This is a genomic window from Paraburkholderia nodosa (assembly GCF_001718195.1).
In the GTDB taxonomy this organism is placed as follows: Bacteria; Pseudomonadota; Gammaproteobacteria; order Burkholderiales; family Burkholderiaceae; genus Paraburkholderia; species Paraburkholderia nodosa_A.
The window spans coordinates 573,617-589,927 of sequence record NZ_MCNV01000003.1 but is presented as its reverse complement, the minus strand read 5'-3'; the positions used below and the strand labels follow the sequence as shown (position 1 = coordinate 589,927).

General features: G+C 65.6%; 14 protein-coding genes and 1 tRNA gene. 6 read left to right on the top strand and 9 right to left on the bottom strand.

Annotated elements, in window-relative coordinates; genetic code table 11:
* Window positions 1–254 precede the first annotated feature (254 nt).
* From trhA to BFD71_RS08960, 3 genes are all read right to left on the bottom strand, one after another.
* Window positions 255–875, bottom strand: coding sequence for a PAQR family membrane homeostasis protein TrhA (gene trhA, locus BFD71_RS08970; RefSeq protein ID WP_069262873.1), 621 nt, complete (start codon window positions 873–875; stop codon window positions 255–257).
* Between the two features lie 270 nt (window positions 876–1,145).
* Window positions 1,146–2,441, bottom strand: a complete 1,296-nt coding sequence (locus tag BFD71_RS08965; RefSeq protein WP_069262872.1) for a cytochrome c — start codon at window positions 2,439–2,441, stop codon at window positions 1,146–1,148.
* A 22-nt stretch (window positions 2,442–2,463) separates the two neighbouring features.
* Window positions 2,464–3,231, bottom strand: a complete 768-nt coding sequence (locus BFD71_RS08960) for a c-type cytochrome (protein ID WP_069262871.1) — start codon at window positions 3,229–3,231, stop codon at window positions 2,464–2,466.
* A gap of 610 nt (window positions 3,232–3,841) precedes the next feature.
* Here BFD71_RS08960 and BFD71_RS08955 point away from each other — a divergent pair.
* Window positions 3,842–4,768 carry a CopD family protein gene (locus tag BFD71_RS08955; protein WP_069262870.1) on the top strand — a complete coding sequence of 309 codons (927 nt, stop codon included), beginning with the start codon at window positions 3,842–3,844 and terminating at the stop codon, window positions 4,766–4,768.
* Between the two features lie 17 nt (window positions 4,769–4,785).
* Here the strand turns inward: BFD71_RS08955 and BFD71_RS08950 are convergent, their stop codons facing one another.
* Window positions 4,786–5,085, bottom strand: a complete 300-nt coding sequence (locus tag BFD71_RS08950; RefSeq protein ID WP_069262967.1) for a hypothetical protein — start codon at window positions 5,083–5,085, stop codon at window positions 4,786–4,788.
* A gap of 283 nt (window positions 5,086–5,368) precedes the next feature.
* A complete protein-coding gene (dgoD, locus tag BFD71_RS08945; RefSeq protein WP_069262869.1) occupies window positions 5,369–6,517 on the bottom strand; it encodes a galactonate dehydratase in 1,149 nt (382 codons plus the stop codon).
* Between the two features lie 73 nt (window positions 6,518–6,590).
* On the opposite strand from dgoD, the gene BFD71_RS08940 reads away from it, so the two are divergent.
* A complete protein-coding gene (locus tag BFD71_RS08940; RefSeq protein WP_083245136.1) occupies window positions 6,591–7,346 on the top strand; it encodes a FadR/GntR family transcriptional regulator in 756 nt (251 codons plus the stop codon).
* Window positions 7,347–7,520: 174 nt separating this feature from the next.
* Window positions 7,521–8,537: a sensor domain-containing diguanylate cyclase gene (locus BFD71_RS08935; RefSeq protein ID WP_069262868.1), complete on the top strand. Its 1,017-nt coding sequence runs from the start codon at window positions 7,521–7,523 to the stop codon at window positions 8,535–8,537.
* A 91-nt stretch (window positions 8,538–8,628) separates the two neighbouring features.
* Here the strand turns inward: BFD71_RS08935 and BFD71_RS08930 are convergent.
* The 4 genes from BFD71_RS08930 to BFD71_RS08915 all read right to left on the bottom strand — a co-directional run bounded on the left by BFD71_RS08930 (window position 8,629) and on the right by BFD71_RS08915 (window position 13,230).
* Window positions 8,629–8,705, bottom strand: a tRNA-Met gene (locus tag BFD71_RS08930).
* Window positions 8,706–8,816: 111 nt separating this feature from the next.
* Window positions 8,817–10,475: an MFS transporter gene (locus tag BFD71_RS08925; RefSeq protein ID WP_069262867.1), complete on the bottom strand. Its 1,659-nt coding sequence runs from the start codon at window positions 10,473–10,475 to the stop codon at window positions 8,817–8,819.
* A 322-nt stretch (window positions 10,476–10,797) separates the two neighbouring features.
* Entirely contained in the window at window positions 10,798–12,453 is a 1,656-nt protein-coding gene (locus tag BFD71_RS08920) for a sensor histidine kinase (RefSeq protein WP_083245135.1), read from the bottom strand.
* Between the two features lie 12 nt (window positions 12,454–12,465).
* Window positions 12,466–13,230: a response regulator transcription factor gene (locus tag BFD71_RS08915; protein ID WP_069262866.1), complete on the bottom strand. Its 765-nt coding sequence runs from the start codon at window positions 13,228–13,230 to the stop codon at window positions 12,466–12,468.
* A gap of 248 nt (window positions 13,231–13,478) precedes the next feature.
* On the opposite strand from BFD71_RS08915, the gene recA reads away from it, so the two are divergent.
* The 3 genes from recA to BFD71_RS08900 all read left to right on the top strand — a co-directional run bounded on the left by recA (window position 13,479) and on the right by BFD71_RS08900 (window position 16,310).
* Window positions 13,479–14,555 (top strand): recombinase RecA, encoded by a 1,077-nt coding sequence (recA, locus tag BFD71_RS08910; RefSeq protein WP_069262865.1) that lies wholly within the window; start codon window positions 13,479–13,481, stop codon window positions 14,553–14,555.
* Between the two features lie 31 nt (window positions 14,556–14,586).
* Entirely contained in the window at window positions 14,587–15,495 is a 909-nt protein-coding gene (gene recX, locus BFD71_RS38980; RefSeq protein ID WP_083245134.1) for a recombination regulator RecX, read from the top strand.
* 119 nt (window positions 15,496–15,614) lie between these two features.
* Entirely contained in the window at window positions 15,615–16,310 is a 696-nt protein-coding gene (locus BFD71_RS08900; RefSeq protein ID WP_069262864.1) for a DUF2889 domain-containing protein, read from the top strand.
* The last annotated feature ends 1 nt before the right edge of the window (window position 16,311 follow it).

Genomic DNA, 16,311 nt, shown 5'->3' with positions numbered 1-16,311 from the left:
CACCTGTTGTATTGCAGTAGCGCGGGCGTCGCTTCGCGGCCCGAAGGCGCGCTGCGCAGCCAAAGCGGTGTTGCCGGGTTCGAATGCGCCCGGTGAAGCCGCCTTTTCGCGTTGTTCGGACGGCGCGCCAGTGCGCGCGCCGCGTTTTTTCTTCATGGAACGGACAAGTCTATCGAGACCCGTCGTCTGGCGTTAAGTTGCATCATGCGGCCGCGGACACTGCGGCGGCCGTACGATGTCTTCGCATTGACGCGTCACGCGACGTAGCGCGCGACGCTCACGAATTGACAGACGCTCCCGGCGAGCACGAACAGATGCCAGATTCCATGTCCGTGCCGGATGCGCTCGTCATTGATGAAAAAATAAATGCCGACGCTGTAAATGACGCCGCCGGCCAGCAGCCACGCCGTGCCCGCGGCCGGCAAGGCTTCGACGAGCGGGCGAACCGCCACCACCGCGAGCCAGCCCATCACCACGTAGAGCGCCATCGAAAGCATTCTCGTGCGCCGCCCGAGCGTGAGTTCCTGGACGATGCCAAGGGCCGCGAGCCCCCAGCTCACGCCGAAGAGCGACCAGCCCCAGGGTCCACGCAGCGTCACCAGCGTGAACGGAGTATAGCTGCCCGCGATGAGCAGATAGATCGCGGCGTGGTCGCACTTTTGCAGCACGGCCTTCAGGCGGATGCCGCGCACGCCGTGATACAGCGTCGAGATCGTGTACAGCGCGCACAACATCGCCCCGTATACCGCAAAGCTCACGACCTTGTACGCGTCGTGATCCAGCGCCGCGAGCGTCACGAGCGAGACGAGCCCCGCTACCGACAACATCGCGCCCACGAGGTGAGTAATGCTGTTCAGACGCTCACCGGCGTGCATGACGACCACTCCTTGTTCTTCCTGAGCGCAGCGCGCGCCGGCGGAACAGTGTTCCACCGCGTGCGGCGCCGTGCTCGAGCGCAGCGTTCAAAACCAGGCCTGACGGGCCACGGAGCCGCTTTCACCGCACGGCCCCGGCGCCAAATAGCGAAGGGCGCAGCCCGCGCACCGCGGACTGCGCCCTTATCAGGCAACCGTCACTATAACAGTAACCACTTGCGTGGGACCGCCGTACGGGCTGAGGCCCTTACGGCGGTGGGCTGCTTTGCGTCAGTCGAGCGGAGACGAGCGCAGGTCCGCGACCTGTTGCGGGGACACCGGCGTGCCCTTGTTGCCCCAGGACATGCGGATGAACGTCACCACCGCCGCGACCTCCTGGTTCGCGAGCGACTGCCCAAACGGCGGCATGCCGTACGGGCGCGGATTGCCCCCCGTGCTTGGCGGATAGCCGCCGTTGAGCACCATGCGGATCGGGTTCACGGCCGAATGCATCTGGATCGACTGGTTGTTCGCAAGCGGCGGGAAGTTCGGCGGCATGCCGAGACCGTTCTCCGCGTGGCACTTTGCACACTGGTCATGGTAGATCTTCTGACCTTGCTGCAAGAGTTCGCCGCCGAACGCTTCCGACGTCTCCATCTGCATCGTTTCGGGCGCTTCCTTCTTCTGCGGGATGGTCTTCAGATACGAGGCCATCGCGTGGATGTCGTCGTCCGAGAGGTATTGCAGGCTGTTGTGGATCACGTCCGCCATCGGGCCGAACACGGCGCCGCGCTCGGAAACGCCGGTCTTCAGGAGGCTTGCGATGTCCCTGATGTCCCAGTCGCCGAGGCCGCCTTCACTGCCCGTGAGCGACGGCGCGTACCAGTTCTGCAGCGGGATCAGGCCGCCGGCGAATGCCGCCGAGTTGACCGGGCCGCCCACCGCGTTGATCGACGTGTGGCACATGCCGCAGTGGCCGAGGCCTTCCACGAGATACGCGCCGCGGTTCCATTCGACCGACTTGGTCGGATCGGGCTTGTATTCGCCTTCGCGGAAGAACAGCGTGCGCCAGCCGATCAGCAGGTTGCGGTTGTTGAACGGGAACTTGAGTTCGTGCGGGCGGCTGGGCACGTTGACCGGCGGGACCGAGCGCAGATAGGCGAAGATCGCGTCGGCGTCGGCGCGCGTGACCTTGGTGTAGCTCGCGAACGGGAACGCCGGATAGAGCAGGCTGCCGTCCTTCGAGCGGCCCGTGTGCATGGCGCGATAGAAGTCGTCGGCGCTCCACTTGCCAATGCCGTACTGGTCGTCGGGCGTGATGTTCGGGGTGTAGAGCGTGCCGAACGGCGTGGCCATCGGCAGGCCGCCCGCGAACATCTGGCCGCCGCGCACGGTATGGCAGGCGATACAGTCGCCGGCGCGCGCGAGGTACTCGCCCTTCTTGATGAGATCGGCCTGGTCGACGGGCGTCGCGGCCTGCGCCGCAGCGTTGTGCAGATAGTGGGTGCCCGACCAGAGCACTGGTACGAGGGCCGCGGTGGCGGCCACGATCACGGCGGAAAGTGCGAACAGGGACTTGCGGTTCATATTGGCTGTCTCCCCCGGCGCCTTATTGCGGTTCGCTGCCGCAGGCAAGCGGCGTCTTGAGTGAGCCAGCCGGCGCCGGCACGGGGTTCTGCGGCGCGCTCTGCGTGGAGAGCCAGGCCGCGACCGCGTTCACGTCTTCGTCGGTGAGACGCGTGGCGATCTCATGCATGCAGTCGGGCGCCTTCGCGTGCCGCGAGCCCGAGCGCCAGGCGCCGATCTGCGCACTGATGTAATCCATGTGCAGACCGACCAGACCCGGAATGGCCGGCTCCATGCCGGTGAGCTTCGCGCCGTGGCAGGCTGCGCAGGCGGGCACCTGTTTGGCCGGGTCGCCGTGCAGGACGATCTGCTGACCGCGTGCGAGCGTGTCGCTGCCGACCGAAGGTTTCGCGGGCGGCGGGTAGGGCGGCCGCTGCTGCGAGAAGAACGTTGCGATCTCGTGCAGGTAGTCGTCGGAGAGATAGGTGACCAGATAATTCATCGGAGGGTACTTGCGGCGCCCCTCGCGAAAGTTCATTAGCTGGTTGAACAGGTACTCGGCCGGTTTGCCGGCGAGACGCGGGAAGTAGTCGTTGTCGGTGCCCTGCCCATGCGAGCCGTGGCACGCGGTGCAGCCCTGCACGCGTGCGGCGATCGTGTCCGGGGCTTTGGCCTGCGGCGCGGAGGCCGCCGTCTGGGCATGTGCAGCGCTGAGAACGCCTGTCGTCCCGAGCAAAAGTGCTGCTGCCAGAGGCGCGACGAGCGGAATGAGCGGTCGGAAGATACGTCTTGGGGACACGCGTAACTCCATCTTTATCGTGGACCTGACCAGGCTTCGAACGGCCCGGCTTCCAGGCTGCGCGCGATGAAAGCAGCAGACCGTGCGCGCTGCGGCGACGCAGCAGATTCTAGCATCGGGAACTCATAGTGACCATTTGCCGCATGCACCACAAACGCTCTCCGATGGCTTCGAGGCGCCACCGCGACGTGCTTGCGGCCGATCGTCGCGTCGGTGCCGGTTATGATTCTGCACCTGTTCGCCAATCGGTGACACGGGGTTGTCCCGCACCCGCGCCCCATTCGGCGAGCCGCTCGTTGCCCGGTGCATGCATGTCATCATGCCGGGCGCATGCCGCCGCCACTTCCGGTCTCGTGCCTCGGCTCGATGCTCGCGCATGGAATGCGCGTTGAAGCCGCATCGAGCCCGCATTGAACCGAATGGCGCGGCGGCTATCGAAGCAGGCACCCTTGCGGGTCACGCGACGTGATGCTTGCGCGTGCTGCTGTTGCCGTTTTCATGTTGTTTCCTTGCCACTTGTCTCGATGACTCCAATTGCACTTTCCCTATCGTTGCATCCAGCCGACCGATCCCCTTCGCGCGAAGTCCGTGCGACCCGCAACACGCGGGAGGGCGAGGTCCGATGAAAGCTGACTGGCTCTGGATCGGGCAGGTCGCCATGGCGGCCATCGTCAACATCGCCTACGCATTCGCGCTCGGCTCGGCGTTCTATGGCGCCTGGCTCGACAAGGACGGCCGCACGCACGTCGCGCCCGCACGCCTCGCATGGCTGCGTGCGCAACGCTCGCTGCGCGTCGCGGCGTTCGTGCTCGTGGCGGCGCTCATCATGTGGATGCTCTACGAGAGCGCGTCGGTCAGCGGCGAACCGTTGCCCAGCGCGTTCGGCGTGGTCGGCACGGTGCTCTCGCAAACGCACGTCGGACACGCGTGGACCGTCGCGTTCGTCGGTGCGCTCGTGCTGCTCGGCTGCGCGTTCGCGGCTTCGAGCGTGGCGCGCGACGGTGTGCTGTGGCTCGCGCTCGTCGCCATCGCCGCGGGGCGCGCGGGGCTCGGACACGCCGCCGATGCGGGCTTCGCCTCGGCTGCGCTCGGGCTGCATACCCTCCACTTGCTCAGCGCGAGCGCGTGGAGCGGCATCGTCATGGCGGGAGGGCTTGCCGTGCTGCCGGCGCTCGGCGCATCGACGGCACGCGGCGTGCTGATCCGCACGGCGGGCCAGATTTCGAATGTGGCGTTCTTCGCGGTGGGCTTCGTGATCGCGACGGGCGTGTTCGATGCGCTGCGCGGCAGCGGCGGCTCGATCGACGCCATCGTCGGCAGCACCTGGGGCCGCGTGTTGATGCTCAAGGCTGTGCTCGTGCTGCTCGCGCTCGCGATGGGCGGCTTCAACCGGCTCGTGGCGATGCCCGAGTTGCGGCGCGCGGCGTCGACGGCGGCGGCGCGCCGGTTCGTCAACGTGATCCATCTCGAAGCGATCGTGATGATCGGCGTGCTGGTGGCCGCAGCCGCGCTCGCGCACAGCGTGCCGGCCTACGTGTTGCAGGGCTGAAACGTCGTCGCCGCAACTTATTCGTAGCCGAGCCGGTGACTGAGGATCGGTGAGAAGAAGAGGGCGAGGGCGCAGCCCGTGGCGTTGCCTTCGAGTTCCGCGAGCGCAGCCACGGAGGTTGCATTAGCGATCAGCGCGATCAACTGCGGCGCACACCATAGCGCCGCGGCGCCGATCGCGGCGTACTCGACCCAACGAATGCGCCAGCCGCGCGTGAAGGCGATTGCGGCAGCGAGCACGCGCAGGAAGCCGAAGGCGACGAGTGCGCCGACGGCGGCTTGTTCGCGGATCAGATAGTCGGGAAGCGACGCGTCCATGGAGTCCTTTGCAACACCGAGGTTGGGTTGCAAAGGAATCTGCAAGGAGCAGGCCAGTGGCTGGCGTTCGCGTTCGGCGCGTGTCTTCGATGATGGCCGCGCCTTGCGCGGCGCGGCATTCCATGAACTGGCTGTGTGCGCAAACGACATAAGGCGTGCGCGCGTCTCGCGAGCGCGCGCGCCGAAGCCCGCAAAGCCACGCGAAATGTTACGTCGCCGAAACGCGCAGCATCGAGCGCGTCACTTCACGCTGCGCGCCGCGCGTTCGGCGTACATTTGCGCATCACCATTCGGCGACGCTGCCATCTTCGTGACGCCAAACCGGATTGCGCCAGCGGTGACCGGTCTTCGCCATCTCGCGCACCTTCTCCTCGTTCACGTCGATGCCGAGACCCGGGCCCTGCGGAATCGAGACGAAGCCGTCTTCGTACTTGAAGACTTCGGGATTCCTGATGTAGTCGAGCAGGTCGTTGCCCTTGTTGTAGTGGATGCCGAGGCTCTGCTCCTGGATGAACGCGTTGTAGCTCACGGCATCGATCTGCAGGCAGGTGGCGAGCGCGATCGGTCCGAGCGGGCAGTGCAGCGCGAGCGCGACGTCATAGGCTTCGGCCATCGCGGCGATCTTGCGGCACTCGGTGATGCCGCCCGCGTGCGAGGCGTCGGGCTGGATGATGTCCACGTAGCCGCCCGCGAGAATGTGCTTGAAATCCCAGCGCGAATACAGGCGCTCGCCCAGCGCGATCGGCGTGCTGGTCTGGTTGACGATGTCGCGCAGCGCCTCGACGTTCTCCGAGAGCACGGGCTCTTCGATGAACATCAGCTTGAACGGATCGAGTTCCTTCGCGAGCACCTTGGCCATCGGCTTGTGCACACGGCCATGGAAGTCCACGCCGATGCCGACGTTCGGGCCCACGGCCTCGCGCACGGCCGCGACGTTGTTGATGACGCCCTGCACCTTGTCGAAGGTGTCGATGATCTGCAGTTCTTCCGAGCCGTTCATCTTCACGGCCTTGAAGCCGCGCTCGACTACGGCGCGCGCGTTGTTGGCGACGTCGCTCGGACGGTCGCCGCCGATCCACGAATACACCTTGATCTTGTCGCGCACCTGGCCGCCGAGCAGCGCGTGAACGGGCACGCCATGATGCTTGCCCTTGATGTCCCAGAGCGCCTGATCGACGCCGGCAATGGCGCTCATCGAGATCGGGCCGCCGCGGTAGAAGCCCGCGCGATACATCACCTGCCAGTGGTCTTCGATGAGGAGCGGGTCCTTGCCGATCAAATAGTCGGCGAGTTCATCGACGGCCGCGGCCACCGTATGCGCGCGACCTTCGACGATCGGCTCGCCCCAGCCGACGATCCCCTCGTCCGTTTCGATCTTCAGAAAGAGCCAGCGCGGCGGGACGACGAAGGTTTCGAGCCTGGTGATTTTCATGCGGTGTCTCCATGACCTTGAGCGGTAGGGCGGCGCTCGCATCACGCGCGAGCGGCAACGTCTTCATCCGCCCATGCTACTGCAAAATTCGCCTTTAAGTGCTATTAATAGTATTATTTCGCAACGCTTCCCAATATCCAGGAGAACGGCGATTCAACGCGATCTGCACGGCACGGTGGCCTACGAACTCGGCAGCGCGATCCTGCGTGGCGACTACCCGCCCGCGACGGTCCTGCCGCGCGAGGCCGAACTCATGGCAACGTTCGATGTGAGCCGAACGGTGCTGCGCGAGGCGCTGCGCACGCTCACCTCGAAAGGGCTCGTGGAGTCGCGTCCGCGCGTGGGCACGCGGGTGCGTGCGCGCGAAGCGTGGAATCTGCTCGATGCCGACGTGCTCAGCTGGTACGCGCGCGTGGCGCCGCCGCTTGCTTTTGCGCTCAAGCTCCAGGAAATGCGCGAGATGATCGAGCCGTTTGCGGCAGGGTTGGCCGCAAACGCGCATGATCCCGATGCGCTCGCGTCGATCGCCGCCGCGCACGAGGCCATGGCACAAGCGCGCAATGTGGACGAATGGGTGCGCGCCGACCTGCGCTTTCATCTCGCGGTGCTGGGCGCTTGCCGCAACGAATTGCTGGTGCCGCTCGGCACGCTGATCGAGCGCACGCTCGAAGGCCAGTTGCGCGTGAACGCAAAGCGCGCCGAGGTGTTCAACGCCGCGCTGCCCGACCACACCCTCGTGTACGAGGCGATCGTGCAACGCGACGCCTATGCGGCGAGCCGCGCAATGGCGGCGTTGCTGCGCCTCACGCGCGAGCGCATCGAGCGATGAACGCGTATGCCGAATGGGTGTCTTCGCAACGAATCGCGAAAAACGCAGCGAATTGCAGATGTAAAACGATTGCGCTGGCGCATGCAATGACGTTTGCTATGCTTTAGCTCGATCGAACGGCGCCGTAGCTTTCAGTGCCGTCAGCAAGTCAAACGCAACGCTAACGGTTAAGCGATGAAGAAGAGCGAAGCGAAAGACACCCAACTGGACAACGCAACCCTGCTGGAAATCATCAAGGCGCAGTCGGACATCGCGAAGCTCGGGCTCGATCTCGGCGGCGTGATGGCCTACGTGGCGGAGCGCACCGAGCAGCTCACGCGAGCCCAGGGTGCGGTCGTCGAACTCGCCGAAGGCGAGGACATGGTCTACCGCGCGGCCTCGGGCAACGTCGCGAACCTCCTCGGATTGCGCCTCGCGCGTGAAACGAGCCTGTCGGGCCTGTGCGTGCGCGAGGGCGAGATCCTGCGCTGCGACGACTCGGAAACCGACCCGCGCGTGGACCGTGAAGCGTGCCGGCGCGCCGGCCTGCGTTCGATGATCGTCACGCCGCTCAAGCATCTCGAGACGACGGTCGGTGTTCTGAAAGTCACGAATTCGGAAGTCGACGCCTTCAAGGACGAGGACATCCGCACGCTCTCGCTGATGTCCGAACTCATCGCCGCAGCCATGTTCCACGCCGCGCGGCACGAGACGAGCGAGCTCTATCTGCGCGCGACGCATGACGCGCTCACCGGTTTGCCCAATCGCGCGCTCTTTTACGATCGCCTGCGCCAGTCGGTGGACCTCGCGCTGCGCTCGTCGGGCGGACTCGGCGTGCTCAATCTCGACATGGACGGCCTCAAGCCGATCAACGACCGCTACGGGCATCGCGCCGGCGACGCGGCGATTCGCGAGACCGCGACGCGCATTGCGCGCCACAGCCGCCGCGTGGACACGGCCGCGCGCGTGGGCGGCGACGAGTTCGCCGTGATCCTGCCCGGCATCGCGGGGCGCGGGGACGCCGAGGCGTATAGCCGCCGGCTCGTGGACACTGTGGGCGAGCCGTTCGAGTTCGAAGGACATCGCATCGATCTCGGCGTGAGCGTAGGCGTTGCCATCCTGCCCGACGACGGCACCGAGATGACGGCGCTGATCGAATACGCAGATCGTTCGATGTACGAAACGAAGCGGGAGCGCAAGCAGATCAGGTGAATGCCGTGCGGTCCGGCGGACTCCGGTTCGCCAGGCACGCGGAAATGAAAAAAGCCGCTGTCCTTGCGGGACAGCGGCTTTCTTTTGCAACTGGTGGCGAATCAGGGATTCGAACCCCGGACCTGCGGATTATGATTCCGTCGCTCTAACCGGCTGAGCTAATTCGCCGAAGAAAAGAATTATCGCGGTACAGCCGGAGGCTGTCAACCCCCTTCGTCATCTTTTTTGCAGGGAAGGCGGCCGCCGGGCGAGAAGCCCCACCCGGCAGCGCTCACAGCCTCAATCCTGCGCGTAAATATCCGAGTCCTTGGTTTCCTTCACGAACAGCATGCCGATCACGAAGGTGCCCAGCGCGATGATGATCGGATACCAGAGGCCCGAGTAGATATCGCCGCGCGCCGCCACGATCGCGAAGGCGGTCGCCGGCAGGAAGCCGCCGAACCAGCCGTTGCCGATGTGATATGGCAGCGACATCGAGGTGTAGCGGATGCGCGTCGGGAACATCTCCACCAGCATCGCCGCGATCGGCCCGTACACCATGGTCACGAAGATCACGAGGATCGTGAGCATCACCACCGTCATCGGCCAGTTGAGCTGCGCGGGATCGGCCTTGAGTGGATAGCCCGCCGCTTTCAGCGTAGCCGCGAGCGTCTTCTCGAACAGCGCGCCGGCTTCCTTGGCGCCGGGCGCCCGGCCGTCAAACGTGTCGATGGTCGTGTCGCCCACCTTGATTTGCGCGAGCGTGCCTGCCGGGGCGGCCACGTTCTCGTAGTTCAGGCCGGCCTTTGAAAGTGCGCTCTTGGCGATGTCGCACGAGCTCGTGAATTTCGAGGTGCCGACCGGGTTGAACTGGAACGAGCATTCGGCCGGATCCGCGATCACGACGATGGGTGCGCGTGCGGTCGCGGCTTCGAGCGCGGGGTTCGCGTAGTGCGTGATCGCCTTGAAGATCGGGAAGTAGGTGAGCGCCGCGATCAGGCAGCCAGCCATGATGATCGGCTTGCGGCCGATCTTGTCGGAGAGCGCGCCGAAGAACAGGAAGAACGGCGTGCCGATCAGCAGCGCCACCGCGATCAGGATGTTGGCGCTGGCGCCGTCCACCTTGAGCGTCTGCGTAAGGAAGAAGAGCGCGTAGAACTGGCCCGTGTACCAGACCACGGCCTGGCCGGCCGTGACGCCGAAGAGCGCGAGCAGCACGACCTTGAGATTCTTCCACTGGCCGAACGCTTCCGTGAGCGGGGCCTTCGAGACCTTGCCCTCGGCCTTGATGCGCTTGAACGCCGGCGATTCGTCGAGTTGCAGACGGATCCACACCGAAACCGCGAGCAGCAGGATCGAGGCGGCGAACGGAATGCGCCATGCCCATGCGGCGAACTGCTCTTCGCCGGTGAAGGTGCGCACGCCGAGGATCACGAGCAGCGAGAGAAACAGGCCAAGCGTGGCGGTCGTCTGGATCCACGAGGTGTAGAAGCCACGTCGTCCGGCCGGCGCGTGCTCCGCGACGTAGGTCGCGGCGCCGCCGTACTCGCCGCCGAGCGCGAGGCCCTGCAGCAGACGCATGCCGATGAAGATCACCGGCGACGCAATGCCGATCGACGCATAGCCGGGCAGGAAGCCGACCACGAAGGTCGAGATACCCATGATGACGATCGTGACGAGGAACGTGTGCTTGCGGCCCACGAGGTCGCCGAGGCGCCCGAACACGATCGCGCCGAACGGACGCACGGCAAAGCCCGCAGCGAAGCCGAGCAGCGTGAAGATGAAGCCGGCAGTGGGATTGACGCCGGAAAAGAAGCTCTTGCTGATGAAGGCCGCGAGCGATCCGGCCAGGTAGAAGTCATACCACTCGAACACGGTGCCGAGCGACGACGCGAAGATCACGCGTTTTTCGTCGCTGGTCATCGGCGCGTGCGAGACTTGTCCGCCAACGGTTGCCATAGATGTCTCCAGTATTGATATGCGTGTGGTCCGTCGGGCAGGCGACTCGTAGACCCGCGGTCCTGCGGAGCATTATTGGAATGGAAACTTACGGGCTTCTGACGCGGGTGTGGGTTTCTGAGTGCAGCGTCGGCGTGGGGTGGCGTCGGCTAACTTCGCTGAATTCGCGAGCAAAATCCTGCATTTATGGGTAAATATATTCTAACGTGCAGATTTTGACTCGCTCGAAGCGTATCGGGGTAAGGGTAAATCCCATCCCGGTTTTCGGACGCGGTCCGTCAGTTTCGCGGTGGTTTCGCCGCCAAAGCGCCGGCAATGCCGCTCAGGCCTGCGTACGCAAGCGCAGCGTCACGCGCACGAGCGTGCCGGCGAGGCGCGGCGTGTCCTGATAGACGTGATCCTCGATAGCGAGCATGCCGCCGTGCATCGTGGCGATCTCGCGCACGATTGCGAGCCCGAGCCCGCTGCCTTCGCCGTCGCGCCCGAGAATGCGGTAGAAGCGCTCGAGCACGCGTTCGCGCTCGGCGCTCGGAATGCCTATGCCCGTATCTTCCACCTCGAGATGGACCATGCCCGCCGAGGGCTCGGGCCGCACGCGCACGGTGATGCGCCCGCCCGCGGGCGTGTAGCGGATCGCGTTGTCGATGAGGTTCGAGAGCATCTCGCGCAGCATCACCGGGTTGCCGTCCACTTCGATGCGCGCCCCCGCTTCGCCATCGTCTTCCTCACTGCCGCCGGCCGTTTCGGGGCCTTCGTAGCCGAGGTCCATCTGCTTGGCGAGCGCCGGCTGCACCCAGTCGCGCACGGCGTGGCGCGCCACGTCGGCCACGTCCACCGAGGTAAAGACCTGTCCGGACATGCGGTTTTCCGCGCGCGCGAGTGCGAGCAGCTGGGTGACGAGCCGTGCGGCGTGCTCGGAGCTCGTCGCGATCTGCTCGAGCGAGCGGTGCACTTCGGCGGGCGCGTCCTGGCGCAGCGCGAGCTCGGCTTGGGTGCGCAAGCCCGCGAGCGGCGTTTTCATCTGATGCGCGGCGTCGGCGATGAAGCGCTTTTGCAGTTCCATGTTCTGTTCGAGGCGCGTGAGCAGGTCGTTGAACGAGGTGACGAGCGGCTCGATTTCGGGCGGCGCGCGGCGCGCTTCGAGCGGCGAAAGATCGTCGGGGCGACGCATGCGGATGTTCGACTGCAGCGCGTGCAGGGGAGCGAGGCCCCGCGAGAGCCCGAACCACACGAGCAGGATCGCGAGCGGCAAGATCACGAACTGCGGCAGGATCACGCCCTTGATGATGTCGTTGGCGAGCTGGCGGCGCTTGTCGAGCGTTTCCGCGACCTGCACGAGCACGGGTTGACCTTGCCGATCGCCGACGCTCGGATGCGTCGGCTCCACGGTCGTATAGGCGACGCGGATGTCGATGCCATGCAGCGTGTCGTCGCGGAATTCGACGAGGCCCGGCGGCGGGCGGTCGTCGTCGTGGGGCAGCGGCATGTCGCGATCGCCGCCGATCAGCTCGCCACGGCTGCCGAGCACCTGATAGAACACGCTGTCGACGTTATCGGCGCGCAGGAAGTCGCGCGTGGAGGCGGGCAGTGTCAGCTCGGCCACGCCGTTGACGGGCTGGATCTGGCGCGCGAGCACATAGGCGTCGGTTTCGAGCGCGCGGTCGAACGGGGCGTTGGCGATCGATTTCGCCACGAGATACGTGACCGCGATGCTCATCGGCCAGAGCAGCAGCAGGGGCGCGAGCATCCAGTCGAGAATCTCGCCGAAGAGCGAGCGCGGGCGGGCCTCGGCGGCGGCTTCGGCTTCGTCGGGCGGGGCGAACGGATTGGCGTAGCGGGCGTCGCGCGCGTCGTCGTCGAGGGCGTCGGCCGCGGATGCGGATGCGGTCGCGCCCGAAACGCTGTCGCCGGCCGGGCCGGCAACGCCTGCGGCGCCCTTGGGCGGCACGGCGCGCGCGATGGGAGGACGCCCGGCCATCGTCGATCCTGCCTACTTGAAGTGGTGGCTGGCGGGCATCGCCGGCGCGGCGTCGGGCGTGCCGGCCTCGGTCCGGGCGGGCGTCTGGCCTGCGCCGGCCTGCGCTTCCTTCGCCTCCTTTTCGAGGCAGTAGCCGAGCCCGCGCACGGTCACGATGCGCACGCCGCCCGCTTCGATTTTCTTGCGCAGCCGGTGCACGTAGACTTCGATGGCGTTGTTGCTGACTTCTTCGCCCCATTCGCACAGATGGTCGACGAGCTGCTCCTTCGAGACGAGCCGCCCGAGCCGCTGCAGCAGCACTTCGAGCACGCCCAGTTCGCGCGCGGAAAGATCGAGCACCTGGTCGTTGATGCGCGCAATGCGCCCCACCTGGTCGAACGCCAGCGCGCCGTGCCGCACGACGGTCGGGCCGCCGCCCGCACCCCGCCGCGTGAGCGCACGCACGCGCGCTTCGAGCTCGTTGAGCGCGAAAGGCTTGGCCATGTAGTCGTCGGCGCCGAGGTCGAGGCCTTTGACGCGCTCGTCCACGCTGTCGGCGGCGGTGAGGATCAGCACGGGCAGGTTGGAATTGCGCGCGCGCAAACGGCGCAGCACTTCGAGGCCCGGCATTTTCGGCAGGCCCAGATCGAGGATCAGGAGGTCGAACGACTGCATCGACAACGCGGTATCGGCATCCACGCCGCTACGCACGTGATCAACGGCATAGCCCGATTGGCGGAGTGATCTCACGAGTCCATCCGCGAGTATGCTGTCGTCTTCGGCAATGAGGATTCGCATGTTGCGCCAGCGTCGCCTTCGAGGCTTTTAGACCTCGTAGTCAGGCTCGTAACACCCGCGCCGCGCCGCGTCCTTGAAGGCGCGGCCAGGCGACGCGCGGCGGTCTCCCGAAATTCGCGGTTCTGGATAGCCAGAAAGGCTTGCCAAAACCACTGTTTTTTTATACAGTGTCTGCGTTCGTGTGCATTAGCCCGAATGAGGCGTGCGCATGGTCACGAGACGCCGTTCATCATAGCAAAGGACGATTCATGGAAGATAGCAAGAAAGGCTCGGCTGGGCTGACTGCTGAAAAGAGCAAGGCGCTGGCCGCCGCGCTCGCGCAGATCGAAAAGCAGTTCGGCAAGGGGTCGATCATGCGACTCGGCGACGGCGAGGCGGTCGAGGACATCCAGGTAGTCTCCACCGGTTCGCTCGGCCTCGACATCGCACTTGGCGTGGGTGGTTTGCCGCGCGGCCGGGTGGTCGAGATCTACGGTCCGGAATCGTCGGGTAAGACCACGCTCACGCTGCAGGTCATCGCCGAAATGCAAAAGCTCGGCGGCACGGCGGCGTTCATCGACGCGGAACACGCGCTCGACGTGCAATACGCCGCCAAGCTCGGCGTGAACGTGCCCGAACTGCTGATCTCGCAGCCGGACACGGGCGAGCAGGCGCTCGAAATCACCGACGCGCTGGTGCGCTCGGGCTCGATCGACATGATCGTGATCGACTCGGTCGCGGCGCTCGTGCCGAAGGCGGAAATCGAAGGCGAAATGGGCGACTCGCTGCCGGGTCTGCAGGCGCGTCTGATGTCGCAGGCGCTGCGCAAGCTCACCGGCACGATCAAGAAGACGAACTGCATGGTGATCTTCATCAACCAGATCCGCATGAAGATCGGCGTGATGTTCGGCAACCCGGAAACCACCACGGGCGGCAACGCGCTCAAGTTCTATTCGTCGGTGCGTCTGGACATTCGCCGCATCGGTTCGATCAAGAAGAACGACGAAGTGATCGGTAGCGAAACGCGTGTGAAGGTCGTGAAGAACAAGGTCTCGCCGCCGTTCCGCGAAGCCGTTTTCGACATTCTCTACGGCGAGGGCATCTCGCGTCAGGGCGAAATCGTCGACCTCGGCGTGCAGGCCAAGATCGTCGACAAGGCGGGTGCGTGGTACAGCTATAACGGCGAGCGCATTGGCCAGGGCAAGGACAACGCACGTGAATTCCTGCGCGAGAACGCGGACATTGCTCGCGAGATCGAAAACCGCATCCGCGAGTCGCTTGGCGTGAGCACGATGCCGGACGGCGTCAAGGACTCCGGCGAAGTCGAAGTCGCTGACGAAGAGTAAGTCCACAGGCTCTCGTAGATAAGGCAAGCTGATGCGCAAGGGCGGGTCACCCACGTCCTCGCCTTCCGGCGAGCAGGCTAACCCGCACGCGGGTTCGCCTGCGGACAGGGGCGTCGAACGGCGCTCCGCCGTCAAGCCTGCCGACTCGCGCACGAGCCGTTCTGGCCATTTGAGCCGCGACGCCCAGGCGGGCGATCGCGGTTTTGCGCATTCTGGCGTCGCGTTTTCTTCGCCCGCCGATCTCAGCGACGATGGCGGCGCGGTCTTCGAAGTCCCGTTCGAGGCGTTCTTCAGCGGGGCGGATGAAGAGGCGGCAAACGTGCCGCCAGAACCGCTGTCCGAACCCACATTCAAGCGATCGCGTCGCGCGCCGCTCGAAACAGCGCGCGAATCCAGCGCGCCGCAAGCCGACCAATACGAGCGCAGCTCGGCCAGCCGCGCCGCACGCGCCAGCGAGCGCGAAAAGTCGTCCACGGCGAAGCAGCGCCCCGAGCGCTCCCTCAAGGGCCGCGCGCTCGGCTATCTTTCGCGCCGCGAATACAGCCGCGCCGAACTCTCGCGCAAGCTCATGCCGTACACCGAGGACGCCGACGCACTCGAAGTGCTGCTCGATTCACTCGAACGCGAGGGCTGGCTCTCCGACGCGCGCTTTGCCGAAAGCGTCGTGCACCGGCGCGCGTCGCGCGTGGGGGCAGGGCGTATCGTCAGCGAACTCAAGCGCCACGCGGTGGGCGAAGCGCTCATCGAAGAGGTGAGCTCGCAACTGCGTGAGACCGAGCTCGTCCGCGCCCGCACGGTCTGGCAGAAGAAGTACGGCCAGTTGCCCGAGACGCCCGCCGAACGCGCGCGCCAGGCGCGCTTTCTCGCGGCGCGCGGCTTCTCGATGTCGATCATCGGCAAGATCCTCAAGGGAATCGACGAAGACTGGTCCGATAACTGAGCCGGCCGTCTCGAAAAATCCGCTCAGGCAAGTCCCCGCCCGGCCTGTGTGTTCGCGGCTGTCTCAAATACTCGGTATGTTAAAATCACGAGGTTTTCCAATCCGGTCTTACCTTTAGCATGCCGCTTTCTCCGCCCGTGCCCCGCCAGTTGCGCCATCAGCGCGCCATCCGGGCGGTTGCCTATGAGCGCGAAGACGGCCTGTGGGACATCGACGCGTGCCTGACCGACCACAAGCCACGCGACGTGCCGCTCGCCGCCGGTGTCCGGCCCAATGGTCTGCCGATCCATGAACTCTGGCTGCGTATTACGATCGATCGCAAGCTCAATGTCGTCGACGCCGAAGCGTCGTCCGACTGGGTGCCTTACGACGGTCAGTGCCAGAACGCCAATCCCGCCTATCGGGCCCTTATCGGGCTCAATCTCCTCGACAATTTCCGCCGTGAAGCGGGCCGGCTCCTCGCCGGCACGGTCGGCTGCACACACCTCACAGAAATGTTGGGCGTTTTGCCGACCGCTGCGATCCAGGCGTTCGTCGGGGCAGTGTGGGACACATCGAACGGCTCGCCGGGTGAAGCGCCCGGACCGGAACTCGGCAAGACCGCCGGAGGCAATGAGGCCGCCGGTGAAAAGCCGCCCTTCCAGCTGGGCCGCTGCCACGCGCTGCGGTTCGACGGGGAGGCGGTGAAGCAGTTTTATCCGCGCTGGTATGGCCATGTGCCGCGTTCGATCGCACGCGGCGCGGAAAGCCCCGGCGTGCGCGACAGCCGGAGCCCGGGCCAAGAGGGCAGGGCCGACGCCGTCTCGCATGAATAAC